This window comes from Ruegeria sp. CK1 (assembly GCF_056536545.1).
The window spans coordinates 59670-85560 of the sequence record NZ_JBQFPX010000004.1 but is presented as its reverse complement, the minus strand read 5'-3'; the positions used below and the strand labels follow the sequence as shown (position 1 = coordinate 85560).

The following is a 25891-nucleotide window of genomic DNA, read 5'->3' as shown; positions in this document are numbered from 1 at the left end:
ACGCAGCATGGAAAACGTCTGTTTGTATTAGACCGTTCCCTACGCCGGTATTGCCCGGATCAGGTTCGATGGGTTAGCGCATTCACGCCTCTCAGCCCTTTGATAGGGCACCCCAACGGTTGGGCGGAACATCTCAGGGGTTGGCAGAGGATTCAAGGGCCAATTTTGGCGCGGATGACAGGCAAACTGGACCTATAAAATGAAAAAGCCGGCCCTAATGGACCGGCTCTGTCTTGGCACTTATAGGACGAGGGATTAACCCTTCATTCCGTCCCAAAAAGATTTGACCGACGAGAAAAAGCTATTTGATTCCGGGTGGTTATCTTCACCCAGATCTTCAAACTCGCGCAGCAGTTCTTTTTGGCGGCTGGTCAGGTTGACCGGGGTTTCGACCGCTAACTCAATGAACATGTCACCAACACCGCCACCGCGCAGCGCAGGCATGCCTTTGCCGCGCAGACGCATCTGGCGACCCGATTGACTACCAGCCGGAATTTGTACGCGCCCGCGACCGCCATCTATGGTTGGCACCTCGATTGATCCACCCAGCGCCGCCTTGGCCATGCTAACAGGGACCCGACAGTAGAGGTTCACACTGTCCCGTTCGAACAACTTGTGATCCGACACTTCGACGAAGATATAAAGATCACCCGGAGGACCACCGCGCATACCAGCCTCACCCTCGCCCGCCAAACGGATACGAGTGCCGGTTTCAACGCCAGCAGGGATGTTGACGGAAAGAGCGCGTTCTTTTTCCACACGTCCAGCGCCACCACAGGCTTTACAGGGGTTCTTGATGATCTGACCCAGGCCGGAGCAGGTTGGGCAGGAACGTTCAACGGTAAAGAAACCCTGCTGAGCACGCACTTTGCCCATGCCCGAACAAGTCGGGCAAGTGGTCGGTTCCGCACCGCCCTCTGCGCCCGATCCGTCGCAGGCCGAACAGGCCACGGCTGCAGGCACATTGATTGTTTTCTGCAGACCTGCATAGGCCTCTTCCAATGTCACGCGCAGGTTGTAACGCAGGTCAGACCCGCGCGCCGCACGACGACCGCCGCCGCCACCGCGTTGACCCCCCATGAAATCGCCGAACAAGTCGTCGAAAACGTCCGAAAACGCGCTTGAGAAATCGCCCTGACCAAAACCGCCGCCGGGACGGCCGCCGCCCATGCCGTTTTCAAATGCGGCATGGCCAAACCGGTCGTAAGCGGCCTTGCGATCGGCGTCTTTCAGAACGTCGTAGGCTTCGTTCGCTTCTTTGAACTGCGCCTCAGCGTCCGGGTTGTCCTTGTTGCGGTCGGGATGCAATTCCTTGGCTTTCCTGCGAAAGCCCTTCTTGATCTCGTCCGCCGATGCGCCCTTGGACACGCCGAGCACATCGTAGTAGTCGCGTTTTGACATCAGTGTTTCCTTCTGCCTCAACGTAATCGGGCCGGCCCGGCAACCGGACCGGCCCGCATTGGCCCGGTTACCCGTTAGTTACGCTTGTCGTTATCCAGATCTTCGAATTCGGCGTCGACGATGTCATCATCGCCTGGCGCTGCATCCGCTGCTGCTGGTTCATCCTCAGCCTCTTCGGACTGCGCCTTATAGATCGCCTCACCCAGCTTCATGGCCGCTTCGGTGACGTTCTGGATGCCAGACTTGATCTTGTCGGCATTTTCAGTTTCCAGCTCGTCTTTCAGCGCGGCAATCGCCAGCTCGATGGCTTCGATGGTGGTCGGATCGACCTTGTCGGCATGCTCTTCCATCGACTTTTCGGTCGAGTGGATGAGGCTTTCCGCCTGGTTCTTGGCGTCGACCAGCTCGCGGCGTTCCTTGTCGGCTTCTGCGTTCTCTTCGGCGTCCTTGACCATCTTTTCGATGTCCTCGTCGGACAAACCGCCGGAGGCCTGGATGGTGATCTTCTGCTCTTTGCCGGTGCCTTTGTCCTTGGCCGAAACCGAGACAATGCCGTTGGCGTCGATGTCGAAGGTCACCTCGATCTGAGGCATGCCGCGCGGTGCGGGCGGGATATCTTCGAGGTTGAACTGACCCAGGATCTTGTTGTCCGAGGCCATTTCACGCTCACCCTGGAACACGCGGATGGTCACGGCGTTCTGGTTGTCTTCGGCAGTCGAGAAGACCTGAGACTTCTTGGTCGGGATCGTTGTGTTGCGGTCGATCAGACGGGTGAACACGCCACCCAGCGTTTCGATGCCCAGCGACAGCGGGGTTACGTCCAGCAGAACCACGTCTTTGACGTCGCCCTGCAGAACACCGGCCTGAATGGCAGCGCCCATGGCAACAACTTCGTCCGGGTTCACACCTTTGTGTGGCTCTTTGCCGAAGAACTTGGTGACCTCTTCGATCACTTTCGGCATCCGGGTCATACCACCAACCAGAACCACCTCGTCCACGTCGCCAGCCGACAGGCCTGCGTCTTTCAGAGCGGCCTGGCAAGGTTTCATCGACTTCTTGATCAGGTCGCTGACCAGCGACTCCAACTTGGCACGGGTCAGTTTCATGACCATGTGCAGCGGCTGACCGTTCGAACCCATCGAGATGAACGGCTGGTTGATTTCGGTTTGCGAGGTCGAGGACAGCTCGATCTTGGCTTTTTCAGCAGCTTCTTTCAGACGCTGCAGGGCCATCTTGTCGGCAGACAGATCAACACCGTGTTCCTTTTTGAACTCATCCGCCAGGTAGTTGACGATGCGCATGTCAAAGTCTTCACCACCCAGGAAGGTGTCGCCGTTGGTCGACTTCACCTCGAACAGGCCGTCGTCGATTTCCAGAATGGTCACGTCGAAGGTACCACCACCAAGGTCATAAACCGCGATGGTTTGGGTTTCTTCCTTGTCCAGACCATAGGCCAGAGCGGCAGCTGTCGGCTCGTTGATGATCCGCAGCACTTCCAGACCGGCAATTTTACCGGCGTCTTTGGTGGCCTGACGCTGAGCGTCGTTGAAGTATGCCGGAACGGTGATAACTGCCTGTGTGACTTCCTCACCCAGATAGCTTTCTGCGGTTTCCTTCATCTTGCCCAGAGTGAAGGCCGAGATCTGGCTTGGGGAGTACTTTTCACCGCGGGCTTCAACCCACGCGTCGCCATTGCCGCCATCGACGATGGCGTATGGCACCATTTTCTTATCTTTTTCGACTTCGGCATCATCCACACGACGACCGATCAGACGCTTAACGCCAAAGATCGTGTTGTCGGGGTTGGTGACCGCCTGACGTTTTGCAGGCTGACCGACCAGTCGCTCATCTTCGGTGAACGCGACGATCGAGGGCGTGGTCCGCGCCCCTTCGGCGTTTTCGATGACCTTCGGCTGCGAGCCGTCCATGATAGCCACACACGAGTTGGTGGTTCCAAGGTCAATTCCGATTACTTTTCCCATATGTTCAATCCCTTTCTCTTCAAGGCGATGTCCGAGGTCCGAACCCGTTATGGCACCCAGCCCCGATCTGATATGCGCGAACAGCTCTACACCATCGCGCGTCCCGGCGTATATAAGGGCGGGATCAGAGGCCTGCAAGCGTTGTAAAACGCAGGTTTTCGGGAATCTGTAGCCTTTTTCGTCAAGGTTTTGGCAAGGATCGGGGAATCTCGGATGGCACGGCTGCTTGTGCGCGGATTTGATATCAGAAAAGCTTGGCTGGATGGCACAGCGCAGGCCCAGTTGGTTGAGGCACTGCGCCCGATTCTGAAAGCGGCCCCATTGTTTCGGCCGATGACACCGTCGGGCAAGGAAATGTCGGTTCGCATGACTTCGGCCGGATCGCTAGGCTGGGTCACCGATAAAGCGGGCTATAGATATCAGGCGCAACACCCGAAAGGCGCGGAATGGCCTGCCATTCCTGCTCCGATCCTGAACATCTGGCGCGCGCTGGCGAGCCCCGACCGCGATCCCGATTGTTGTCTTGTAAACTACTACGGGGAAGGCGCCCGATTGGGGCTGCATCAAGACAAGGACGAGGTGGATTTTTCGTGGCCGGTGCTGTCAATTTCATTGGGCGATGACGCGTTGTTTCGCATTGGAAATCCAACACGCGGGGGAAAGACCGAGTCAATCTGGCTAAACTCTGGCGACGTGGTGATCATGGGCGGACCCGCTCGGTTGGCCTACCATGGGATTGATCGCATCCGGTTCGGGTCTTCAAAACTGCTGCCCAAGGGCGGCCGGATCAACCTGACACTGCGCGTGGCCAGTTAGCGACGCGCGCTCCAGCTTTGGGACACATGCTGTCGCGTGAAGAAGATTCCAAGCAGGCCGATCATCAGCAAAGCCAAACCAACCCAAAGCGCGTATTCCCAGCTTGAGTTGCGCGGAAAATAATTGCGAAAAATAAAACCGCGACACTGGTCGATGACATGAAACAGTGGGTTCCAGGCAAACATGGCTAGAGTAGCGCCCCCCAGCGCATTGCCCACGAACATCTTGCCCGAGAAGATCATATTCAAGCGCCTGAAAAGGTTCTTTAAAATTGTAACCGTCCCTGGAAACCACGGGCTCAGCGCCATAAACACCACCCCGATCGCACACCCCGTGAACCAGGCCAACATGAACATCGCAAATGCTCCACCGGGATCCTGAATTTCAATCGGTGATACTGCAACGCTATAGAGAAACAGGATGATGATGATCGTCATTACCTGCGTGTAAAGCATCCCAAAGGCCGTCGCCAATAACACCACCATCATATTCATCGGTGAATGCAGCATCATTGGATTATTGCCAGTACTAACGCCTGCAATCGCGTTAGCAGACTTGATATGCGTGATGAATAAAAACACGCCAGACAGAAGGAAAAGGATGAATTCTCCTCGGATTTTGGCGACACGCGGACCTAGGAACGACAGTATGACGTAAAATACGGCCACCATTGCCAGGACTTGAACGATGTTGACGATAATCGCCAGAACCGCGTTGTGATGCTGTGATCTTACGCTGCGCACAACGGCGTGGAAGATAAGCTCGGCCGTCGTGAAGGCACCGCCCAGCATTGTCCGGTTTCGCTTGAAATAATACACCCGAAGCGTCTTTCCCGTTTTTTCGCCTGCAATCTGCCACGAATTTCTTGCCGTTCCGTAACCGGCACAGCATAAGGCCGTTAGGACATTCGATCAACAAAACACAGGAACGGAGCAATTTTGTGACCTACGACGCCCTCATTCCCGTTATCCGACGACTGGCCCTGGAAGCTGGCGACAAGATCATGGAAATCTACAACTCCGACGATTTCGACGTTAAGGTCAAATCCGACTCTAGCCCCGTGACCGAAGCGGACGAGGCCGCAGATGCGTTGATCTCGGATGGGCTGCGCGCTGCTTTTCCCGACATTCTGCTGGTGACCGAAGAACAGGCTGCATCGCATTCCGAGAAAGGCGATACCTTCCTGATCGTCGACCCGCTGGACGGAACCAAGGAATTCATCAACCGCCGCGGTGATTTCACCGTCAATATCGCACTGGTGGAAAACGGTGTTCCGACACGCGGTGTGGTTTACGCACCAGCCAAGGGGCGGATGTTCTACACTCAGGCAGATGGTCAATCAGTCGAGGAAACCGGAGCGCTGAACAAAGAACAGGCCGGAGAAACTGCGCCGATTTCAGTCTCTAAACCGGACAATTCCGCACTTATGATCGTCGCATCGAAGTCTCATCGCGATCAGGCGACCGAAGATTACATCAACAAATATCAGGTCAAGGATAGCAAAAGCGCAGGCTCGTCTTTGAAATTCTGTCTGGTTGCGACGGGTGACGCGGACCTCTACCCCCGCGTAGGTCGTACAATGGAGTGGGACACGGCAGCTGGCCATGCGGTATTGACCGGTGCAGGCGGTAAGGTGGTCCGTTTTGACGATCATTCGCCGTTGACCTACGGAAAGGACGGCTATGCAAACCCGTTCTTCATCGCCTACGCTCCGGGTGTTGACCTAAAGGAAGCCTAATGTCCGTTCTGATCGCGATTCCCGCCCGTTATGCCTCAACCCGTTATCCGGGCAAGCCGCTGGTGCCATTGACTGGCGCCAGTGGTAAGGCGATGACGCTGATCGAACGGTCATGGCGCGCGGCCCGTTCCGTTTCTGGCGTCGACAAAGTGGTAGTAGCCACCGATGACGACCGTATCCGCGAAGCGGCTGAGGGTTTTGGGGCCGACGTGGTCATGACATCCGAAAACTGCCTAAACGGTACCGAACGCTGCGCAGAGACCCATGCAAACCTCGGCGCAGGTTTCGAGATCGTTGTAAACTTACAGGGCGACGCACCGCTGACGCCGCATTGGTTTGTCGAAGATTTGGTGGATGGCCTGCGTGCTGCGCCCGAAGCTGGGGTCGCAACGCCAGTGCTGCGCTGCGACGGTGACGCGCTGAACAGCCTGCTGAATGACCGTAAGCATGGGCGCGTCGGCGGCACAACTGCTGTTTTCGCCGCCGATCATAGCGCAATGTATTTCTCGAAAGAGGTCGTGCCGTTCACCTCGCAGTCTTATGCCGATAGTGACGCAACGCCGGTTTTCCACCATGTTGGTGTCTATGCATACCGCCCCGACGCGTTGGCCGCTTATCCCACGTGGCCAGTTGGTCCGCTGGAACAACTAGAGGGGCTGGAGCAACTGCGCTTTATGGAAAACGGTCGCAAGGTCCTGTGCGTCGAAGTCGAAGCCAAGGGCCGCCAGTTCTGGGAATTGAACAACCCGCAAGACGTTCCCAAGCTTGAGGAAATGATGGCTGCGATGGGGCTAGAGTAATCCGTTTAGGGATCGCCCACAATTGCCCAACCTGATCAACGCGATTTTTGATTTGGACGAGAGATGACAAACATTCTTGTAACTGGCGGCGCAGGATATGTTGGATCCCACGCCTGCAAATCGCTGGCGCAAGCGGGGTACACACCCTTGACCTACGACAACTTGGTCACCGGTTGGCAAGATGCAGTGAAATTTGGGCCCTTCGAACACGGCGACCTACTGGACCGTGACAGGCTGGATGAAGTCTTTGCCAAGTACCAACCCGCTGCAGTTATGCACTTCGCTTCCCTGAGCCAGGTGGGCGAGGCTATGTCACAACCCGGAAGATACTGGACCAATAACGTTACCGGTTCCCTGAACCTGATCGAAGCCGCCACTAAAGCGGGATGCTTAAACTTTGTATTTTCATCAACCTGCGCCACCTACGGCGACCATGACAATGTAGTACTGGATGAAAATACACCGCAGAACCCGATGAACGCCTATGGCGCTTCGAAACGAGCAATCGAAGACATTCTTCACGATTTCGAAGCTGCGCATGGACTGAATCACGTGATCTTCCGTTATTTCAACGTGGCTGGTGCCGATCCGGACGGTGAAGTGGGCGAATTCCACCGCCCCGAGACCCACCTGATCCCGCTGATGTTGGATGCGATTGACGGCAAACGCGAAGGGCTGACTGTATTCGGTACGAACTACGACACGCCCGACGGAACCTGCATCCGCGACTATGTGCACGTGTGCGATTTGGTTGATGCGCATATGCTGGGATTGAACTGGCTGGAACAGGGCAAAGGCAGCCGCGTGTTCAACTTGGGCACCGGATCAGGTTTTTCGGTGATGGAAGTGATCAGCCATTCCAAAACCGTTACCAATCGCGAAGTGCCGTTCTCCTTAGGTCCCCGCCGGGCCGGGGATTGCACCAAACTTGTTTCAGGATCAGTTCGCGCCGAAGAAGAGCTGGGTTGGACACCCAAAAGATCAACGTTAGAGACGATGATTGGTGATGCTTGGCGCTGGCACCAATGCGGCTCCTATAACAAATGAGCGGCAGATGACCAACTTGCCAACCGATAGCCTTCCGCCCATTGGATGGGCACAGAAGTACCGGTTGCGCCTTAAGCGAAAACGTCTGCTGTGGCGGTCATTCCGAAGCCGTCGCCAATTGTCCTGCATCAACAATCGGACCAAACAAATCAGGCCGGGTAATGTTCTGGCGTTCACTACGCTGCGCAACGAAATCAACCGGTTACCATGGTTCTTCCGGCACTATCGCGATTTGGGCGTGGATCATTTCCTTATCGTCGATAACGGCAGCGATGATGGATCCGTGGAATTCTTGCGCGGACAACCTGACGTTTCCCTGTGGCAAACCCATGCCAGCTATCGCGCTTCGCGCTACGGGCTAGATTGGGTGACGTGGCTTCAAATGCGCTATGGGCACGGCCATTGGACACTGATGGTCGATGCGGATGAACTGTTGATCTATCCTGAACATGACAGCACATCACTGCATGAACTAACTGCCAAACTTGAACAACAAGGTCTCAGCGCCTTTGGCGCATTGATGCTGGATCTTTATCCCAAGGACCCGTTGGGCTCACAGGTCTATGATCCCACGACAGACCCGACCGTTCTTCTAAACTGGTTCGATCCTGGCCCTTACAGGGCGCAGCGGCAAAGCCCGATGGGCAACCTCTGGGTACAAGGTGGCGCGCGCGAGCGCATGTTCTTTGCCGACCAACCGCACCGGTCACCTACATTAAATAAAATACCCCTGGTGCGTTGGTCCCGGCGCTACGCCTATGTGAACTCATGCCACTCGGCCCTGCCTCGGCATCTGAACGGGGCCTATGACGGACCAGATGGAGAGGCACCCTCGGGCGTGCTTCTGCATACAAAATTCCTGCCCGAAGTCGTGCGCAAGTCGAAAACTGAAAAGGTGCGGCGCCAGCATTTTCACGATCCCGACCTGTTTGGAACCTACTATGATGCGATTGGAAATTGCCTCGTTATGTGGACTTCAGATTCTGTTCGCTTTGAAGGTTGGGCCCAACTGCAGCGTCTGCGGTTGATGGGGAAAATTGCCTGAATCGCGCCAGATGTGACTAACGAAATCTAAAGTCGTTGCCTTGAAAGATGCAAAAATGGCATAAATCGGCAATTGCCCGGCACCACTCTGGATCGTCCAGCCCCGGGCATGCTCGCGTAACAAAAAGGGCAGAGCTACAGCGTGAGCCTGTTGGATTCATACCGGATGAGACTGCGGCGCAAGCGTCGTCTTGCGCGCTGCCTGCGTAAACAACGGGAATTAAAACCGGTTTCTGACAACAGCGCCAATATAGGCCGCGATGATATCTTACTGGTGAGTGTTCTGCGGAACGAGAAAATCCGACTTCCCTTTTTCTTGGATTACTACCGAAAGCTAGGCGTCGACCATTTTCTGTTTGTCGACAACGACAGCGACGACGGAACCCGTGAATACCTGTCCAGCCAACCCGACACCTCGGTCTGGCATGCGCGTGCCAGCTACAAACGCGCTACGTTCGGTCTGGATTGGTCAAATTACCTGCTGCGCAAATACGCGAACGGTCATTGGGTTCTGACTGTCGATCCGGATGAGTTCTTCATCTATCCGTTCTGCGACACCCGCCCCATTCGTGCGCTGACGGATTGGCTGGACGGCTGCGCAGTGCGCAGTTTCGGCACAATGCTTATCGACATGTACCCACGATGCTCAGTAGAGGCGGAACCCTATAAAGAGGGACAGGATCCCTTTGAGATCGCCCGCTGGTTCGATTCTGGTAACTATATGATCACCAAGAATCCCGCCTATAAAAATCTTTGGATTCAAGGCGGTCCACGGGCGCGTGTGTTCTTTCGCGACAACCCTTTGAAAGCACCCGCACTGAACAAGATCCCTCTTGTAAAATGGGACAAGCGGTATGTGTATGTCAGTTCAACCCATTCGTTGCTGCCACGCGGCTTAAACCAAGTGTATGACGAATGGGGCGGTGAAAAAACCAGTGGCGCGCTATTGCATGCCAAACTGATCAGTACCCTCGGTGAAAAAGCATCCGAGGAAATGCTGCGCAGACAGCACTATCGCCATTCGGGCGAATACCGTGCCTACGCCGAAGGTCTTGATGACAAGCCGGTGTTCTGGAGTGAACAATCAGAAAAATACATCAACTGGCGACAGCTTGAGATTCTCGGCCTCATGTCAAAAGGAAACTGGGCATGAACCGCTTGGGAATTGTCATGCTGGTGCACACGGCACTTCACCGGGCTCACCAAGTTGCTCGTCACTGGACTGCATCCGGTTGCCCGGTGGTGATTCATGTTGATCGCAAAGTGCCGACGCATGTCTATTCCAAATTCGTATCCGCCTGCGCAGATGATCCGCTGATCCGATTCTCAGAACGCCATGCTTGCGACTGGGGCAGCTGGGGCATTGTCGCTGCTTCACAATCCGCAGCAGAGCTTATGCTTGAAGCGTTTCCAGATGTGCGCCACGTCTATCTATCATCAGGTGCTTGCCTGCCTTTGCGACCGGTGGATGAGTTAATTGCCTACATCTCTGATCGACCCCGCGTCGATTTCATCGAAAGCGCCACAACCGCCGACGTCAGTTGGACAATCGGCGGATTAGATCAGGAACGGTTTACTTTAAGATTTCCATTTTCTTGGCGCAAAAACCGGAAACTCTTTGACGCATATGTTAAGTTTCAGCGCGCCGTCGGTATGCGCCGCAAAATCCCAGATGGGCTGGTCCCGCATATGGGCAGCCAATGGTGGTGCCTGACCCGTCAAACACTGTCAGCCATCCTGCAGGACCCAAAACGCCAAGTTTACGACCGTTATTTTCGCCATGTCTGGATTCCAGATGAAAGCTATTTTCAGACGCTGGCGCGACTCTATTCCACGCATATAGAAAGCCGATCTCTAACCTTGTCGAAGTTCGACTATCAAGGTCGGCCCCATATTTTTTATGATGACCACTTGCAGTTGTTGCGTCGATCCGATTGCTTTGTTGCACGTAAAATCTGGCCGCAAGCTGACCGACTTTACCAAGCGTTCCTGACCGATCAGAACATCGCCATGAGACCAGCCGAACCCAATCCGGGCAAAATCGACAGGGTATTCTCCAAGGCTGTCGAACGCCGGACGCGGGGTCGTGATGGGTTGTATATGCAAAGCCGTTTTCCGCGGCACGGAAGTGAAAATGGCCTCACCTCATTCCCTTATTCGGTGTTTCAGGGTTTCGCCGAGCTGTTCGAGGACTTCGCGCCCTGGCTGAACATGGCTACTGGCGCACGCGTACACGGGCATCTGTTTGCACCCGAGCGGGCCGAGTTTTCAGAAGGTGAGACCATAACCAATGGTGCGTTAAGCGATTGCGCTGTTCTACGGGATTATAATCCGACTGCTTTTGTTTCGAACCTAATCTGGAACACCCGAGGCGAAAGACAGTGTTTTCAATTTGGCCCCGCGGACACGCAACAGATCAACTGGTTTCTGGCCCGCGACAGGCACGCTCAGATTTCAGTCATTACTGGGGCTTGGGCCATCCCGCTTTTTCGGTCAAACATGAATTTCGCCGACATCCGCAACGAGGCCGCCAGATTGCAGCAGATCGAAACCAAACAACTTGAAATCCTGAATTCGGTCTGGACCAAGGCACGTGTACGAACATGGTCATTGGCGGAATTTGTTGAATCTCCAATGGAGCCGTTGCAGACAGTCATTGAGGAAATCGGCATCCAACGCGCCAGTCATCTGACCAAAGCTCCGGTGATGGTGGATTTAACGGGTTTTGGGCAATTCCTGCAAAACCTCAAAAATCAGGGCATGCACCCTTTGCTAATGGGGGATTTTCCGACGGACGATGTGTTTGGCGCGCGGGTTCGACCATTCAAAAAACCTTATCTGGTTCAATAGCCCGACATGTCATCCAGATTTGACTATTTCATTGTTCTCGCCGCCATGCGCACCGGGTCGAACCTTCTTGAATTCAACTTGAACGCGTTGGAAGGCATCGCGTGTCACGGTGAAGCATTCAACCCGCATTTCATCGGGCGGCTCAAATCCGACAGTCTACTTGGTGTGACGTTGGACGAACGAGACAACAATCCGATGAAACTGGTGAACGCGATCAAACTGGCCGAGGGCCAGCTGAATGGCTTTCGATACTTTCAAGGACATGATCCGCGTGTGTTAGAGCCTGCTTTGACTGATCCACGCTGCGCCAAAATCATTCTGACCAGGAACCCGCTGGACAGCTATGTTTCGTTAAAAATCGCGCGTGAAACCAAGCAGTGGCAGCTCAAGAACGTCAAACGCCGCCGCGAAGCGCAGATCGAATTCGACGCGTTGGAATTCGAGCGGTATTTGGATCAACAACAGGACTTCCAACTCCTGATACTGAATACATTGCAGAAAACCGGCCAGAGCGGTTTTTATGTCGCTTATGACGATCTCAACAACCTGGACGTTTTGAATGGGTTGGCCAAATGGCTGGGTGTCGAGTCGCGATTGTCGGCGATCGACGACACGATCAAACCGCAAAATCCCGAACCCACTTTAGCCAAGGTAACAAATCGCGAAGAGACCGAACAAGCTTTGGCTGGGATCGATAGCTTCAACTTGCACCGGACACCCAATTTCGAACCCCGTCGCGGGCCGGCCGTTGGAAACTATGTCGCAAGCCCCGATACGCCGCTGATGTTTCTGCCAATACGTGGCGGGATAGAAGGCACAGTTTTGCAATGGCTGGCTGACCTGGACAATGTCAGCACCGAAAAATTGGTTGCCAACCAGAACCGGAAACAAATGCGGCACTGGCTTCAGAGCCATCAAGGACACCGCAAGTTTTCAGTACTTCGGCATCCTTTGGCACGAGCACACTCAGCCTTCTGTTCCTATATCCTGAGCACCGAACCCGGTGCATATCTGAAAATCCGAAACATGTTGCGTAACAGGTTCAAGGTTCCGATCCCCGGTCAATTGCGCCAGGACAACTACCCCGTAGAACAGCACTATGAGGCGTTTTCATCGTTTCTGATCTTTCTGCGTCAGAACCTTGCCGGACAAACACCAGCCCGGGTCGACGGAGTATGGGCAAGCCAATCTCAGGTTCTGGACGGTATCACAACATTCGCCGTCCCTGACCTTCTGCTGCGAGAAGCAGAAATTGCGACGGCACTGCCGGATCTGGCGCGCCGTTTTGGACATGAAAACCCGCCTAACCCGGAGCAATGCCCGCCTGACATGCCATTCCAGCTAAGCGACATCTATGATTCAAAACTAGAAGCGCTGGCGACCGAGGTCTACCAGCGCGACTATATGCAATTCGGGTTCGAAGATTGGAAACCGCCTAAGGGCGCAGCGTGATCAGCGTTCCCTTGTTTACCATTGCGTAGATTTCTTCCATCTCTTCATTCTTGACAGCGATACAACCTGCGGTCCAATCGGCCGTTTTCTTGGCACGTTTCCGTTCCGACCGTTTTTTCGGCTGTCCGTGAATGAAAATATCGCCACCCGGATCAACGCCAGCTGCCTCGGCCTGCGCGATGTCCTGAGAGTTCGGATAAGAAATACCCAAAGACAGGTGATATCGGCTATTGGGGTTGCGACGGTCGATCAAATAGCTGCCCTCGGGCGTACGGCCATCACCACGCTTGGTCTTGGTGCCGGTGGGGGCAAAGCCAAGATCAACCTTGTATTCCTTTAGAATGCTTTCGTGATGCAGAAGGTACATCTTCCGCGCGCCCTTATTGATAACCAATGAGGTCACCTGGGGTCCATCATAACTTAGAAATCGCGGGCCTGCCGACGCACAAGCCGAAAGGCCCAGCGTTGCCATAGCGCCCAATCCAAATGCTCGACGATCCATGTTTCACTGCCTGCTACTGCTCATTTTTTTTTAGCATTATGCCAAAAATCTCAAAAACTGAAATCACTTTTTGCTGTGCTGCTGTTCGGACAGTTTTCGTTCAATGTTCTCAAGCCTTTCCAATACCTCATCACGATAGGCATCAGTCTTCACCTCGTCCTCGGCATGGTGCGCATCCTGCATCGAGTTAACGATCAAACCAACCAAAAGGTTCACAACCGCAAAGGTGGTAACCATGATGAAAGGTACAAAGAACAGCCACGCATAGGGATAAACCTCCATCACTGGGCGCACGATGCCCATGGACCAGCTTTCCAGCGTCATGATCTGGAACAGCGTATAGGCCGAAAGGCCCAGATCTCCGAACCACTCAGGGAAAGAGTAAGAGAACAGTTTGGTCGAGATCACCGCTCCAATATAGAACAGGATCGCCATCAGGAGGAACACGCTGGCCATTCCCGGCAGGGCCGAGATGAAACCCTCGACCACCCGGCGCAGACGCGGCGCAACAGAGATGACGCGCAGTACCCGCAAAATCCGCAGCGCCCGCAGCACCGACAGCCCGCCTGCACTGGGGACAAGTGCAATGCCCACGATGACAAAATCGAAAATGTTCCAGCCGCTTGTAAAAAAGCGCCGCCCCGTCGCCACCAGCTTCATGCTGATCTCAGCCACGAAAATGGCAAGACAGATGCTATCCAGCGTTACAATTAGGGGTCCTGCGGCTTCCATCAGGGTCGGAGATGTCTCCATCCCCAGCAATATCGCGTTAAAAATGATGACCGCCGTGATGAAGCGGCCGAACGCGGGGCTTTCAATGATGGCCAGAAGGCGCTGATTGAATCCCATCGGGACATTCTCCTGTGTGCTCATGCTCCGAGCCCTTTTACAAACCGCGCGGCAAGTTCTGTATGTGATGACCATCGAAATTGGTCCACCACCTGTACCCATTCAAGGGTGTAGCCTGCGTTAACTAGTGTTTTTGCGTCCCGCGCGAATGTGACCGGGTTGCACGAGGCATAAGCGATCACCGGGCGCTGTACCTGAGCAAGTTCTGCCACTTGTGCCTCTGCGCCGGCACGAGGTGGGTCCAACACAACGGCGTCATAGGATTTCAGCTCATCCGGCATCAAAGGTCGGCGGAACAGATCGCGAGCCTCAACTGACACCCGTTTAAGCCCCTGTGATTTGCGCCAGCCCTGATCCAGCGCTTGGGTCATCGCAGCCTCACCTTCGACGGCATGAACCTCGGCCATTTGAGCGATTGGTAGCGAGAATGTTCCGCTGCCCGCAAATAGGTCAATGACCCTCTTTGAACCCTCTATCGCTTGCAAAACTGCCTTTAATAGAGCCTGCTCACCATCTTTCGTGGCCTGCAAGAACGCACCTGGAGGCGGAACCACACCCGCCATGCCAAAGTGCTGCACCGGAGGTTGGCGCATGGCAATCACCTCTCCATCCCAACTAAGTCGGGCAAGGCCATGTTTCTCGGTCACCTGAGCCAAAGCCAGCTCCAGCGGCCCGTCCAGCGGTTTACCCCCTTTAACAGCCACATCCAGCCCACCTTCGGACAGGGTCAGCGTTGCGGCCAATACTCCTTTCCGGCTGCCGCCCAGTACAGCCAGCGCTTGAGCCACCGGTATGGCGGCAATCAGAGCGGGGTCCAGAAGATGACAATCAGGGATTTCGGTGATCGTGTCCGACGCGTGGCCATGGAAACCAGCCAACGTGCCCTTTTTGGTCCGACGCACAGCAATGGTCGCACGACGGCGCGACCTTTCTGGCGAGGTGTGGATCGGACGCATGTGCGCCTCTAATCCCTGCGCGGAAAGTGCGCTGCGCACGATCTCAACCTTCCAGTCAGCAACAAAAGCGTCTGCGGCATGTTGCAATTGGCAGCCGCCGCATGCCTTGTAATGACGGCACGGTGGCTTAACCCGCTGATCCGAGGGCGTTTCAACCCGAATATCGGTCAGGACCTGACCATCCAGAACACCGCTGACCACCTCACCTGGCAGGGTGCGTGGCGCATAAACGGGGCCATCGGCAATGCCATCGCCCTGATGGCCTAATCGGTTAATGGTGAACTGTTGCGTCATAAGCCGCCTGATACCGAGGCTTTGCGTACAACAAAACCCCCTAGCTTGCTTTACGCGTTATTCGGCGGCTTCTGCCTGAATGAACCCACCCGATTGACGATGCCAGAACCGCGCATATAGCCCGCCTTCCTTCAGCAATGTGCTGTGGGTACCGGATTCGACGATGCGCCCCTCGTCCAGTACGACGATCCGATCCATCTCGCTGAGTGTCGACAGCCGATGCGCAATCGCAAGCACGGTTTTGCCCTGCATCACGCGGTGCAGCGCGGTTTGGATCGATGCCTCAACCTCAGAATCCAATGCCGAGGTCGCCTCGTCCAAAACCAGAATCGGTGCGTCTTTCAGAATGGCGCGTGCCAAGGCAATCCGCTGCCGCTGTCCACCGCTGAGCTTCACACCTCTTTCACCAAGATGCGCATCGTAACCCTTGCGCCCATGGGCGTCCTGCAGGCCAAGGATGAAATCGTGCGCTTCGGCCTTTTTGGCGGCGGCGACTAACTCTTTTTCTGAGGCATCCGGGCGGCCATACAGAATGTTCTCGCGCGCCGACCGGTTGAACATCGCAGTTTCCTGAGTAACCATTCCAATCTGGCTTCGCAAACTGTCTTGCGTCACCCGCGCCACATCCTGACCGTCAATGGCTATGGTTCCTTTTTCGCCGTCATAGAGTCTGAGCAGCAGCGAAACCAAGGTTGACTTTCCCGCACCCGAGGCTCCTACGATCCCCAGTTTCTCACCTGAGTGCACAGTCATAGTAACGTCAGACACACCGCCCACGTCGCGACCATAGGCAAAGCTGACACGGTCAAAATCTATCTGCCCTTCAGTCACGGTCAGACCCTTGGCGTCCTTCGCGTCCTCGACCCTGTAGCGCTTGGCCAGAGTATTCATGCCATTTTCAACTTCGCCGACATTGGCATAAAGCCCCATCAGAGTGAAACTCACCCAACCGGTCATTTGCGCAATTCGGATCGAGATCGCACCCGCCGCAACGATATCCCCGGCTGTCGCGGTTCCATTTCGCCACAGCAGCAGCGTCGCGCCCAGCAGCAATACCGGAAGCACACCGGCCAGCACCATCAGGATAAAGCGGAAACTGGCGGAAAGAGCACCGAAGGCCAGCATCTTTTCACGCAAGTCGATCATCGAGTTGCGCGCGGCTTGATCCTCGAACGCGGAATGAGCGAATAGTTTGACGGTTTTGATGTTGGTGATCGTATCAACCACCTGACCCGACACCATCGCCCGCGCGCCAGCCCGCGCTGCGGATCGCACACGAATTCGCGGTAAGTACCAGCGGATCAGAAGGAAATACACCACCAACCAAGCTGCAAAGGGCAGCATCACCAATGGGTGAATAGACCCTAACAATAGCAAAGAGCCCACAAGTGAGGCCAATGCAAAGACAATTGCGCTAATCGTTTCGGACACGACCGAAGCCAGCGCGTTGGAAGTTTGCATCTGTTTCTGCGCAATCCGCCCGGCGAAATCATCGTCGAAGTACGTCACCGACTGGCCCAGCGTCCAACGGTTCAACTTGGCCAGAACCAGAGGCGGGATATTGGGCATAACAACGTAGTTGTTGGAAAAAGCCGACAAGCCAAACAATACCGGCCGCAGCAGCATAAAAAACGCCACCACACCAAGGATCATCCACAGATTGTTGCCGGACAGAAACCCCTCGGGACCGCCCTGCGTTGCCAGATCAATCACAAGGCCCAGCATCCAGGCTGTCCCGGCCTCCATCGCGCCTGCCGAGGCCGAGAAAAAGGCCGCGACAAAGATCATCGGCCACGCGCCCGAAAGGGCCCAGCGAATAAACGCCCCCAGCGTTTGCGGCGGGGGCGTTTCAGTGTTTTTGAACGGATTGATCAGGTCGGCAATCTTCATTCTGCAGCCTCTGGGTTCAGGAAACCACCAGATTGCCGCGCCCAGAACTTGGCGTAGAGCCCACCCTGCGCAAGAAGTTCGGAATGCCCTCCCTGTTCCACGATCCGGCCGCCGTCCATCACCAGAATGCGGTCCATCTGCGCAATTGTACTGAGCCTGTGGGCAATGGCGATCACGGTTTTACCTTGCATCATGCCGTAAAGAGTTTCCTGAATTGACGCTTCGACTTCGGAATCTAGGGCGGATGTCGCTTCGTCCAACAGCAGGATCGGTGCGTCTTTGAGGATCACCCGTGCCAGTGTCACCCGCTGCCGTTGACCACCGCTGAGCTTTACACCCCGCTCCCCCACATGCGCGTCATATCCTGTACGCCCTTGTGGATCTTGCAGATCAAGGATGAACTCATGCGCCTCTGCCTGTTTGGCGGCGGCGATCATCTGGTCTTCGGTTGCTTCAGGACGACCATAAAGGATGTTGTCGCGTACAGACCGATGCAAAAGCGCGCTGTCTTGCTGCACCATGCCGATATGACTTCGCAAACTGTCCTGGGTGACCTTCGCGATGTTCTGGTCATCAATCAGGATCGCACCTTGTTCCACGTCATAAAACCGCAAAAGTAGCTTAACCAAGGTCGATTTACCCGCTCCGGAACGCCCGATCAGACCGATCTTTTCGCCGGGATGAATGGTTAAGCTGATGTGGTCGAGCCCACCAGTTTTTCGGCCATAGTGATGCGATAGGTCCCGAATTTCGATCTGGCCATTGGTCAACTGCAACAACTTCGCATCCGGCGCATCCAGCAAGTCGATCGGTTGCGCAATCGTCTCCATCCCCTCGGCCACGACACCAAGCTGACGGAAGAAACTGGTCAGTGCCCACATGATCCATCCGGTCATAGCGTTTAGCCGCAGGGTCAAGGCAGTTGCCGCCGCAACCACACCGACAGAAGCGCTGCCCTGCATCCACAAGGCAATTGCCCAACCAACCACACCAACAATCAGCAGACCGTTCAGCGTGACCAGAACGGCATCCATGATGGTGAAGATACGCATCTCTGTCTGAAAAGTGCGGCGCGTTTCCTGAATGGCTTCGCGGGCATAGTCCAGCTCTTGTTCGTCATGGGCAAACATCTTGACTGAGTGGATGTTGGTGTAGCTATCCACCACCCGCCCCGTCACAGCCGAGCGCGCATCAGACGCCGCTTTGGACGCGGGACCAACCCGCGCCACCGTCCAGCGCACCAGTAGTGCATAAAGCGCGAACCAGATTAGCAACGGCAGCAGCAGTCGTGGATCTGCTGCCATCAGCAAGATCGCCGCGCCGATCAGATAAGCCAGCGAAAAAGAAATCGCATCGAATACCTGAAACACTGCCTCACCAGCAGCTGGGGGCGTCTGCATGATCCGGTTGGCGATGCGGCCCGCAAAGTCATTCTCGAACCAACCCACCGACTGCCGCAGCACGTGCTTATGCGCACGCCAGCGAATGATGGTGCCAAAATTTGGCAGGATCGTATTGTTCAACAGCAACACGTCGACCACATGCAACATCGGGCGCAGAAGCAGCACAAAGACCGCCATCAGGATCAATTCAGTGCCATGCGCCTGCCAGACCTCTGCGGGGGGGCCGGACAGCAGATCAACAACCCGACCCATGTAGTAGATCAGGCCGACCTCAACCGCAGCGACGACGACAGAAATCAACCCAGCCCAGAAAAACACCCGAAGGAATGGCTGAGAGTAATCCAGCATGAAAGGCCACAGCCGCGTTGGCGGTGTATCGGTCTCGGTATAGTCAGCAAAAGGGTCAACAAGGTTTTCGAAATAGCGAAACATGGAGAGTGCTCCGATTGAGCAGATAACAGGTCATGCGAAGAAAGATGGCGCCAGAACACCACCCCTACGGGTCAGAGTGTTCCGGCTTTAGCCGAACCAGATCCCGTAATACATTCGCATCCCTCCGTTCATGTGACAGCCGCAAGTAACCATAAAGAAAATGATTTGTCATCCCCTTTTGAGACTTCGAATTACCCGCCCAGCAGGTCGTCGCGGTTCAGCGTGAAACCGGATGCAATCCAACGTGCCTCAAGTTCGGCTAGTTTTTTGCCCAGCGCCGGACCTGTGAATTCGGGGATAAGGTCAGTGGCTTGAATCGGAAAGTCAGCCTCGGCACCTGTGTGCAGAGCGTTGCGCAGGGTTTCGCTCCAGGGTTGTTCAAGGAAAGCGCAGCGCAATAGGGTTTCATGCATTCCACCCTCTTCCCCATAGCGAAAGCCCAGCTCGGGGACGCTGGCCGTGCCCAAGGCCTCGTCGCGCATTCGGGTCAGGCGTTGCAACTGCGCTTTGCTCAGACGCAGAGTTTTGGCGATTTCAGGCGTTGCAATTGCAGCCAGGCGGCGGATCGAATCGGGCTCGGCGCCAGCTTGTTCTTCCAAAGCAACCAGAGGCGCAAGCGCGCGATCCTCGGCACCCGGCAACAGATGCGCAAGTACGCCCGTCTGGCGCATCGCCGCAATTGACGGTGCGGGATCCGGCGCAGCCAGCAATTTCAGAAGTTCTGCCCCAACCCTTTCGCGGGAAAGTCCCTCTAACCCTTCCAGATTTGCCGAAATCGCCGCCAGAGCATCTGGGTCAAACCCAGCCTCGGGGTCGCCATACCAAGCGTGGAACCGGAAATACCGCAACGAGCGCAGGTAATCTTCGCGAATACGGTTTTCTGCGGTGCCGATGAATCGCACCTGCCGCGCTTGAAGATCAGGTAGCCCATTAAGCGGGTCCAGAACCGTTCCGTCGGGCTGCGCATAGATCGCGTTCATTGTAAAATCGCGACGCGCTGCGTCTTCTTCAACCTTGTCCGAGAAGGCTACGATCGCGCGACGGCCATCGGTTTCAACGTCGCGGCGAAAAGTAGTAATCTCATGCGGGGTACCGTCGCTGACAACAGTAATCGTGCCATGATCAATTCCTGTGGGAATTGCCTTAAGCCCCGCTGTCTGCGCCAATTCCATGACTCGCTCGGGGCGGGCATCCGTGGCTATGTCGATATCCGAAACCGATACGCCCAGCAGCGCGTTGCGTACACATCCGCCGACAAAGAGAGCCTGCGCACCGGCGTCCGTCAGAGCCGCACAGACTTTTTGTGTGGCTGGGTCGGAAACCCAAGCCTCAGATATTCGCGTCATTCATTCACCTGCGCTGCCAGTCCACGCAACATCCGGGCCGTCGCCCCCCAAATATAGTAGGGGCCGAAAGGCACCGTGAAATAATACCGTTTCTGACCACGCCAACGGCGCGATTCAACAAAATAATTTGCGGGATTGAGCACATGTGCAAGCGGCACCGAGAAAACTTCATCCACTTCACCCGGCTCAGGGATCAATTGGAAGGGTTCTCGCAGAATTGCAACGACTGGTGTCACTGTAAAAGAGGTCACCGTTTCGTGGGTGGCCAGATGCCCCAGAACCTCGGGCATTTCGGGCGGTAAACCGATTTCCTCTTGCGCCTCACGAAGGGCGGTCGCGGTCACGTCAATGTCGCCTTCATCCTGCTTTCCGCCAGGAAAAGCAATCTGGCCCGGATGGTGCTTTAGCGCCGAGGACCGTTTCGTCAGGATCAATCGAGGTGTGTCACCCGCCAGTGAGATTGCCACCAACACCCCTGCTGGGCGCAGCTTTCGCCCCTGGGGCAGAACAGTTTCCGGATTCAGGTCGAAATCGCTCGACCCGTGGCCGGGGCGGCGCAGCGCCGCCCGCAGCTGTTCAGTTGGATCAGGCGTCGTCCGCATCAAAACCGACCGAACTCGGTTCCAGCACATAATGGGCGCCGCAGAACTGGCAATCGGCGGTGACCTTACCTTCGGGCGTGGTCATCTTTTCGATGTCCTTGGCCGAGTAGATCGACAGGCTTTGCCGCACCCGATCTTCCGAGCAAGTACAGCCGAACTGCACAGACTGAGCGTCAAAGACTCGGGGGCTTTCCTCGTGGAACAAGCGGACCAGCAGATCGGTCGGTGCCAAAGACGGACCGATCAGTTCCAGATCATCAACTGTATCCAACAGAATGTTGACGCGACCCCAATTTTCGCCTTCTTCACCGTCAACCAGATCCTCGGCAGTCAGAATCTGGCCCTCACCGTCGCTGGTTGCGACAAATGACGAGGCCTTGGGCATGTGCTGCAACATGATACCACCTGCACGCCAGTGCTCTCCAACACCTGGCTCAGTGGATTTGCCAAAACTGAGTGAGAACCGGGTCGGCAACTGCTCGGATTGCGCAAAATACGCCTCGGCGCAGGCAGAGATCGACTCACCGGCCAACGGTGTGATCCCCTGATAAGGTTGCGTGCCTTCGCCTTGGTCGATCATGATGGCGAAATAGCCCTCACCCACCTGATCGAACGGCCTGCCGTCGGTCAAACGATCCCTGTCAAAGCTGGCATAAGCGCGTATGCGAGCAGGCTCACCCTCTGCGGTCGGGGCGTAGTAATCGGTGGCAATCATGCGCACCGGACCTTTGGACTGAACTTGCAAAGACAATTTCCACCGCAGCGACACCGTCTGGCCGATCAACGCGGTCAGAAGGGCCATCTCGGCTACCAGAGCCTCGACCTTTTCTGGATAGTCATGCTGTTTCAGGATGCCGTCGAGCACACCGTCCAGCCGGGCCACGCGGCCTCGCATGTCCGATACATCAAGTTGAAAGGGTAGGACGGTATCGTCCCACGCGATTTTTGTTCCAAGAGACATGGGGTTTCCTTACACGCCACGGGTTGGCATACCGGCACCATATAGGTCGTACAGATTGGGTTGTAAGGGGCCATACATGATCAGGCGGTTTGGTGAAACCCCGGAAACGGGACGTACATATACACGCAGACCGGGTGTTTATGCCCTACTGCCACAGGGTAAAGACCTGCTGGTGACCTGGTATGACGATGGATTGAACCCGGAATTGCAGTTGCCTGGCGGTGGCATCGACCCAGGAGAGTCCCCGATCACCGCTCTGCACCGTGAAGTGTTCGAGGAAACTGGATGGTTGATCGCCGCGCCCCGTCGAATCGGCACGTTTCGGCGGTTCACCTACATGCCCGAATATGACCTTTGGGCCGAAAAGATCTGCATGATCTACAGTGCTCGCCCGGTTCGCCGAATGGGACCGCCCCGAGAAGCCTTTCACGAGGCCTTGTGGATGGAAACCTCGGACGCGGTGCAGATGTTGGGCAATGCCGGCGATCGTCACTTTGCCAATCGGCACCTGAACTGTCTTTAGTTTCCATTAAACTCAAAGAACACTGCTGACACATCGTCGTCCATACCACTGCCGGGGGTCATGGCTTGGGTCAGGCGCCAAAACAAGTCGTCAAGAAATTCAGTCCCACTACGGTCCGGCGCGCACTCGACGACCATCTGGCGTAAACCCTCTTCTTCTAGCAACCCGCCGTCGGCCATCCCGCATTCGGTAAAACCGTCCGAATACAGTAGCAACTTATCCCCCGGCTTAAGGTACGTTTCGATCTGATGGAACGAGACATCGGGCAACAACCCGATAGGCAAACCGCCCTCACCCAGAAACTCGGTGCTGCCGTCGCGGCGCAAGACTAGCGGGTGCGGATGCCCGGCCTGCACCATTTTCAGATGACCATTGCGCAGGTCGACAATCGCGTAAGCCATAGTGAAATATTCTTCTACTCCCGCATCCGCCATCAGACGCGAATTGAGTACTTCGGCCACCTGTTCGGGTGGCAACAGCGCGTAGAATTTGTCGAACCGTTTGTCCATCGCAACGTTTTGATCAAAGTGGTTGCTAGACAGGTACCCACCTAAACGCGCTGTCATCATCGCCGAAGTAATTCCATGACCCGACACATCAATGCTGTAGAACCCCAAGCGATTAACGCCTGGCGAGAACATCCCCACCAGATCACCACCGATATGACCACAAGGTTTCAATAACATACTGACCTTGGATTTTCCGAACTCACGCGACAATTCAGGTACCAGAGATTGTTGTATTTTTTGGGCCTGAATTAAATCCTTGTCGATGGCATCATGCGCCACGCGCAGGTCCTTAAGCGCGGATTCGATCATTCGGTTTTTCTCGGACAACTCACGCTGCATATCCAGAATACGGGCACCGGCTGAAATGCGCGCGCGAAGCTCATCAGCTTCAAGCGGCTTGATCAGGAAATCATCAGCCCCTGCGTCCAGTCCTCGGGCAACTTCCTGCTTTTCGCTTTTTGAAGTCAGCAAAATAAAATAGCTGTATTGGTCACTTTCTAACGCACGAAAGGCACGGCAGAATTCCAGCCCACTCATTCCCGGCATGATCCAGTCACTCAGTACCAGATCCGGCGGGCCATCCGAGCACAGCTCGATAGCCATGTCGCCGCTGTCGGCCTCTAGCACATTGAACCCCCACTTTTTCAGCGAGGCCACCAAAATCCGCCGTTGCAGGCGGCTGTCATCGACAACCAGTACCTTTTGGATCGCTCCAAAATCCAGCTTCGTTCTAATCTCTGCCCGACTGCTTTCCGCCACCTGAACCCTCTGCTCTTTACTGAACGCGGTGACCTTAGCGTGCGCTGGCTTAACATCACGTGAAATCAACCTTTTCTGATTACTTAACCTGCTCTTTACCGACTTCCGGTTACTCAGAATGGGTCGCGATTAATGTGGAGATTCCGAACATGATCGACTGGTCAAGGGTCAGGCAACTGCGGGACGAAGTAGGAACCAACGAGTTTGACGAGGTGATATTGATTTTTCTGGACGAGGTGCAGGAAACCATCGACCGGTTGAATAAGGACACAAACCGCCTCGAGTTCGAGCAAAATATGCATTTCCTCAAGGGATGCGCTCTGAGCTTTGGGTTCGACCAGTTCTCCAAGCTCTGTCAGGACGGTGAACGCATAGCGGCGGAAGGAAAGGCAGGTGAAGTCGATCTACCAGCCATCCTGCAGGTTTATGATGATTCCAAAGCGGTTTTCTTAATCGAGAAAGACGCGAACCTGATCTAGATCACGAACTGCGCCAGCGTTTCGTCTTCGGTGATGTCAGTATATGTAAACCCGGCCTCGTCCAGATGTGCGAACAAGCGGGCAAAGTTTTCGGGCTTGCGTGTCTCAATACCGATCAACACCGAACCGAAGTTGCGCGCGGATTTCTTCATATACTCAAACCGGGCGATGTCGTCCTCGGGGCCGAGAATACCCAAAAATTCCTTCAATGCGCCGGGGCGCTGCGGCAGGCGCAGGATAAAGTATTTCTTTACACCTGAATAACGCTGCGCACGTTCCTTGACCTCAGGCAGGCGTTCAAAATCGAAATTGCCGCCCGACGTGACGCAGACCACGGTCTTGCCACGAATAAAACTTTGGACGTCAGAAACCGCCTCAATCGCCAAAGCACCCGCCGGTTCCAACACGACGCCTTCGACATTCAGCATTTCGATCATGGTGGTGCAGATGCGGTCTTCGGGCAAAACCAGCACGTCCGACAAATGACGGTCCTTGAGCAGTTCAAAAGGTTTCGCGCCGATCTTCCCAACCGCTGCGCCGTCGACAAAGTTGTCTACATGATCCAAAGCCACCGGGTGCCCCGCCGCCATGGCAGCGTGCAGGCAGGCCCCGCCTTTAGGTTCAACAAACAGGCAATGTGTCCGGTCCCCAAACCACGTCGCTACACCCGAGGACATGCCGCCACCGCCCACCGGCAGGATCACGTGATCAGGTAGACCGCCAAGCTGTGCCTCAATCTCGACCGCCAAGGACGCCTGACCTTCGATCACATCTTCATCGTCGAACGGAGACAAGAAGTGACCGCCCTGCTGCGCACACCACGCCTGCGCAGCGGCAAGTGTGTCGTCGAAATAGTCGCCGGTCAGGTGAACCTCGATATTGTCGCCACCAAAGATGCGGGTCTTCTGGATTTTCTGCTGTGGCGTCGTCACCGGCATGAAGATCACACCGCGCACGTCTAGATGCTTGCACATATAAGCCACGCCTTGCGCGTGGTTACCTGCGCTGGCGCAGACGAATAACTCCTGCCCCTGCTGTTTGCGCATGGCGTTGAACGCGCCACGGATTTTATACGACCGAACCGGGCTGAGGTCTTCTCGCTTGAGCCAAATATCAGCGCCAAAACGGTCAGACAGATGTGCGTTCCGCTGCAGTGGCGTAGGCGGAAACACAGTGCGCATAGCCTGTTCGGCAGCGCGGGCGCGGGTCATGAAATCAGTCATGTTGGTTTCACTGCCGCATCAATGCGACAAGGG

Annotated in this window: 23 protein-coding genes and 1 riboswitch; of the genes, 10 read left to right on the top strand and 13 right to left on the bottom strand. The window is 55.4% G+C overall.

What is annotated here, in order from left to right; translation table 11 throughout:
* Positions 1 to 19 precede the first annotated feature (19 nt).
* A riboswitch (TPP riboswitch) is annotated at positions 20 to 125 on the bottom strand.
* A 130-nt stretch (positions 126 to 255) separates the two neighbouring features.
* Complete coding sequence (gene dnaJ / locus ACR0L3_RS11465; RefSeq protein ID WP_480745857.1) at positions 256 to 1401, bottom strand: molecular chaperone DnaJ; 1146 nt, start codon at positions 1399 to 1401, stop codon at positions 256 to 258.
* A 74-nt stretch (positions 1402 to 1475) separates the two neighbouring features.
* Positions 1476 to 3383, bottom strand: coding sequence for a molecular chaperone DnaK (dnaK, locus tag ACR0L3_RS11460; protein ID WP_480745856.1), 1908 nt, complete (start codon positions 3381 to 3383; stop codon positions 1476 to 1478).
* Between the two features lie 213 nt (positions 3384 to 3596).
* On the opposite strand from dnaK, the gene ACR0L3_RS11455 reads away from it, so the two are divergent.
* Positions 3597 to 4199, top strand: coding sequence for an alpha-ketoglutarate-dependent dioxygenase AlkB family protein (locus ACR0L3_RS11455; RefSeq protein WP_480745855.1), 603 nt, complete (start codon positions 3597 to 3599; stop codon positions 4197 to 4199).
* Here ACR0L3_RS11455 and ACR0L3_RS11450 read toward each other — a convergent pair.
* Complete coding sequence (locus ACR0L3_RS11450) at positions 4196 to 5017, bottom strand: ABC transporter permease (RefSeq protein WP_480745854.1); 822 nt, start codon at positions 5015 to 5017, stop codon at positions 4196 to 4198. The genes ACR0L3_RS11455 and ACR0L3_RS11450 overlap by 4 nt on opposite strands.
* Before the next feature lie 122 nt (positions 5018 to 5139).
* Between ACR0L3_RS11450 and cysQ the strand changes: the two genes are divergently transcribed.
* The 7 genes from cysQ (at position 5140) to ACR0L3_RS11415 (ending at position 13130) form a co-directional block, all read left to right on the top strand.
* Positions 5140 to 5937: a 3'(2'),5'-bisphosphate nucleotidase CysQ gene (gene cysQ, locus ACR0L3_RS11445; protein ID WP_480745853.1), complete on the top strand. Its 798-nt coding sequence runs from the start codon at positions 5140 to 5142 to the stop codon at positions 5935 to 5937.
* On the top strand, positions 5937 to 6737 hold the full coding sequence (locus tag ACR0L3_RS11440) for a 3-deoxy-manno-octulosonate cytidylyltransferase family protein (RefSeq protein ID WP_480745852.1): 801 nt from the start codon (positions 5937 to 5939) through the stop codon (positions 6735 to 6737). The genes cysQ and ACR0L3_RS11440 overlap by 1 nt, the downstream gene beginning before the upstream one ends.
* A 63-nt stretch (positions 6738 to 6800) precedes the next feature.
* Positions 6801 to 7784 (top strand): UDP-glucose 4-epimerase GalE, encoded by a 984-nt coding sequence (galE, locus tag ACR0L3_RS11435; RefSeq protein WP_480745851.1) that lies wholly within the window; start codon positions 6801 to 6803, stop codon positions 7782 to 7784.
* Between the two features lie 7 nt (positions 7785 to 7791).
* On the top strand, positions 7792 to 8829 hold the full coding sequence (locus ACR0L3_RS11430) for a glycosyltransferase family 2 protein (protein ID WP_480745850.1): 1038 nt from the start codon (positions 7792 to 7794) through the stop codon (positions 8827 to 8829).
* Positions 8830 to 8994: 165 nt separating this feature from the next.
* Complete coding sequence (locus ACR0L3_RS11425) at positions 8995 to 9981, top strand: glycosyltransferase family 2 protein (RefSeq protein WP_480746104.1); 987 nt, start codon at positions 8995 to 8997, stop codon at positions 9979 to 9981.
* Complete coding sequence (locus ACR0L3_RS11420) at positions 9978 to 11678, top strand: DUF5927 domain-containing protein (RefSeq protein WP_480745849.1); 1701 nt, start codon at positions 9978 to 9980, stop codon at positions 11676 to 11678. Before ACR0L3_RS11425 ends, ACR0L3_RS11420 begins: the two co-directional genes overlap by 4 nt.
* Positions 11679 to 11684: 6 nt before the next feature.
* Positions 11685 to 13130 (top strand): nodulation protein NodH, encoded by a 1446-nt coding sequence (locus ACR0L3_RS11415; RefSeq protein ID WP_480745848.1) that lies wholly within the window; start codon positions 11685 to 11687, stop codon positions 13128 to 13130.
* On the opposite strand, the gene ACR0L3_RS11410 is transcribed toward ACR0L3_RS11415, so the two are convergent.
* From ACR0L3_RS11410 to hslO, 8 genes are all read right to left on the bottom strand, one after another.
* A complete protein-coding gene (locus ACR0L3_RS11410; RefSeq protein ID WP_480745847.1) occupies positions 13114 to 13632 on the bottom strand; it encodes a L,D-transpeptidase family protein in 519 nt (172 codons plus the stop codon). The two genes, ACR0L3_RS11415 and ACR0L3_RS11410, sit on opposite strands and share 17 nt — an antisense overlap.
* Positions 13633 to 13695: 63 nt before the next feature.
* Positions 13696 to 14481, bottom strand: coding sequence for an ion transporter (locus ACR0L3_RS11405; RefSeq protein ID WP_480746103.1), 786 nt, complete (start codon positions 14479 to 14481; stop codon positions 13696 to 13698).
* Positions 14482 to 14501: 20 nt separating this feature from the next.
* Positions 14502 to 15731, bottom strand: coding sequence for a class I SAM-dependent RNA methyltransferase (locus ACR0L3_RS11400; RefSeq protein WP_480745846.1), 1230 nt, complete (start codon positions 15729 to 15731; stop codon positions 14502 to 14504).
* A gap of 57 nt (positions 15732 to 15788) precedes the next feature.
* Entirely contained in the window at positions 15789 to 17621 is a 1833-nt protein-coding gene (locus ACR0L3_RS11395) for an ABC transporter ATP-binding protein (protein WP_480745844.1), read from the bottom strand.
* The gene (locus ACR0L3_RS11390) at positions 17618 to 19456 is read right to left on the bottom strand and encodes an ABC transporter ATP-binding protein (RefSeq protein ID WP_480745843.1); all 1839 of its coding nucleotides are present in this window, start codon (positions 19454 to 19456) and stop codon (positions 17618 to 17620) included. The genes ACR0L3_RS11395 and ACR0L3_RS11390 overlap by 4 nt, the downstream gene beginning before the upstream one ends.
* A 191-nt stretch (positions 19457 to 19647) precedes the next feature.
* A complete protein-coding gene (locus ACR0L3_RS11385) occupies positions 19648 to 20802 on the bottom strand; it encodes a CCA tRNA nucleotidyltransferase (RefSeq protein WP_480745842.1) in 1155 nt (384 codons plus the stop codon).
* Complete coding sequence (locus ACR0L3_RS11380) at positions 20799 to 21404, bottom strand: CoA pyrophosphatase (RefSeq protein WP_480745841.1); 606 nt, start codon at positions 21402 to 21404, stop codon at positions 20799 to 20801. The genes ACR0L3_RS11385 and ACR0L3_RS11380 overlap by 4 nt, the downstream gene beginning before the upstream one ends.
* Entirely contained in the window at positions 21388 to 22365 is a 978-nt protein-coding gene (hslO, locus tag ACR0L3_RS11375; protein WP_480745840.1) for an Hsp33 family molecular chaperone HslO, read from the bottom strand. Before hslO ends, ACR0L3_RS11380 begins: the two co-directional genes overlap by 17 nt.
* A gap of 76 nt (positions 22366 to 22441) precedes the next feature.
* On the opposite strand from hslO, the gene ACR0L3_RS11370 reads away from it, so the two are divergent.
* A complete protein-coding gene (locus ACR0L3_RS11370; protein ID WP_480745839.1) occupies positions 22442 to 22888 on the top strand; it encodes an NUDIX hydrolase in 447 nt (148 codons plus the stop codon).
* On the opposite strand, the gene ACR0L3_RS11365 is transcribed toward ACR0L3_RS11370, so the two are convergent.
* Positions 22885 to 24156, bottom strand: coding sequence for a PP2C family protein-serine/threonine phosphatase (locus ACR0L3_RS11365; RefSeq protein WP_480745838.1), 1272 nt, complete (start codon positions 24154 to 24156; stop codon positions 22885 to 22887). The genes ACR0L3_RS11370 and ACR0L3_RS11365 overlap by 4 nt on opposite strands.
* A 149-nt stretch (positions 24157 to 24305) precedes the next feature.
* Between ACR0L3_RS11365 and ACR0L3_RS11360 the strand changes: the two genes are divergently transcribed.
* A complete protein-coding gene (locus ACR0L3_RS11360; protein ID WP_480745837.1) occupies positions 24306 to 24635 on the top strand; it encodes an Hpt domain-containing protein in 330 nt (109 codons plus the stop codon).
* Here the strand turns inward: ACR0L3_RS11360 and ilvA are convergent.
* A complete protein-coding gene (gene ilvA / locus ACR0L3_RS11355; RefSeq protein ID WP_480745835.1) occupies positions 24632 to 25858 on the bottom strand; it encodes a threonine ammonia-lyase IlvA in 1227 nt (408 codons plus the stop codon). The genes ACR0L3_RS11360 and ilvA overlap by 4 nt on opposite strands.
* Positions 25859 to 25891 lie beyond the last annotated feature (33 nt).

Coding starts and splice junctions, on each gene's coding strand:
- ACR0L3_RS11380 (WP_480745841.1), bottom strand. CDS start 21,404: ATGCGGACGACGCCTGATCCAACTGAACAGCTGCGGGCGGCGCTGCGC.
- galE (WP_480745851.1), top strand. CDS start 6,801: ATGACAAACATTCTTGTAACTGGCGGCGCAGGATATGTTGGATCCCAC.
- ACR0L3_RS11420 (WP_480745849.1), top strand. CDS start 9,978: ATGAACCGCTTGGGAATTGTCATGCTGGTGCACACGGCACTTCACCGG.
- ACR0L3_RS11360 (WP_480745837.1), top strand. CDS start 24,306: ATGATCGACTGGTCAAGGGTCAGGCAACTGCGGGACGAAGTAGGAACC.
- ACR0L3_RS11390 (WP_480745843.1), bottom strand. CDS start 19,456: ATGTTTCGCTATTTCGAAAACCTTGTTGACCCTTTTGCTGACTATACC.
- ilvA (WP_480745835.1), bottom strand. CDS start 25,858: ATGACTGATTTCATGACCCGCGCCCGCGCTGCCGAACAGGCTATGCGC.
- ACR0L3_RS11440 (WP_480745852.1), top strand. CDS start 5,937: ATGTCCGTTCTGATCGCGATTCCCGCCCGTTATGCCTCAACCCGTTAT.
- hslO (WP_480745840.1), bottom strand. CDS start 22,365: ATGTCTCTTGGAACAAAAATCGCGTGGGACGATACCGTCCTACCCTTT.
- ACR0L3_RS11455 (WP_480745855.1), top strand. CDS start 3,597: ATGGCACGGCTGCTTGTGCGCGGATTTGATATCAGAAAAGCTTGGCTG.
- ACR0L3_RS11415 (WP_480745848.1), top strand. CDS start 11,685: ATGTCATCCAGATTTGACTATTTCATTGTTCTCGCCGCCATGCGCACC.
- ACR0L3_RS11385 (WP_480745842.1), bottom strand. CDS start 20,802: ATGACGCGAATATCTGAGGCTTGGGTTTCCGACCCAGCCACACAAAAA.
- ACR0L3_RS11405 (WP_480746103.1), bottom strand. CDS start 14,481: ATGGGATTCAATCAGCGCCTTCTGGCCATCATTGAAAGCCCCGCGTTC.
- ACR0L3_RS11425 (WP_480746104.1), top strand. CDS start 8,995: ATGAGACTGCGGCGCAAGCGTCGTCTTGCGCGCTGCCTGCGTAAACAA.
- ACR0L3_RS11400 (WP_480745846.1), bottom strand. CDS start 15,731: ATGACGCAACAGTTCACCATTAACCGATTAGGCCATCAGGGCGATGGC.
- ACR0L3_RS11370 (WP_480745839.1), top strand. CDS start 22,442: ATGATCAGGCGGTTTGGTGAAACCCCGGAAACGGGACGTACATATACA.
- dnaK (WP_480745856.1), bottom strand. CDS start 3,383: ATGGGAAAAGTAATCGGAATTGACCTTGGAACCACCAACTCGTGTGTG.
- dnaJ (WP_480745857.1), bottom strand. CDS start 1,401: ATGTCAAAACGCGACTACTACGATGTGCTCGGCGTGTCCAAGGGCGCA.
- ACR0L3_RS11395 (WP_480745844.1), bottom strand. CDS start 17,621: ATGAAGATTGCCGACCTGATCAATCCGTTCAAAAACACTGAAACGCCC.
- ACR0L3_RS11410 (WP_480745847.1), bottom strand. CDS start 13,632: ATGGATCGTCGAGCATTTGGATTGGGCGCTATGGCAACGCTGGGCCTT.
- ACR0L3_RS11430 (WP_480745850.1), top strand. CDS start 7,792: ATGACCAACTTGCCAACCGATAGCCTTCCGCCCATTGGATGGGCACAG.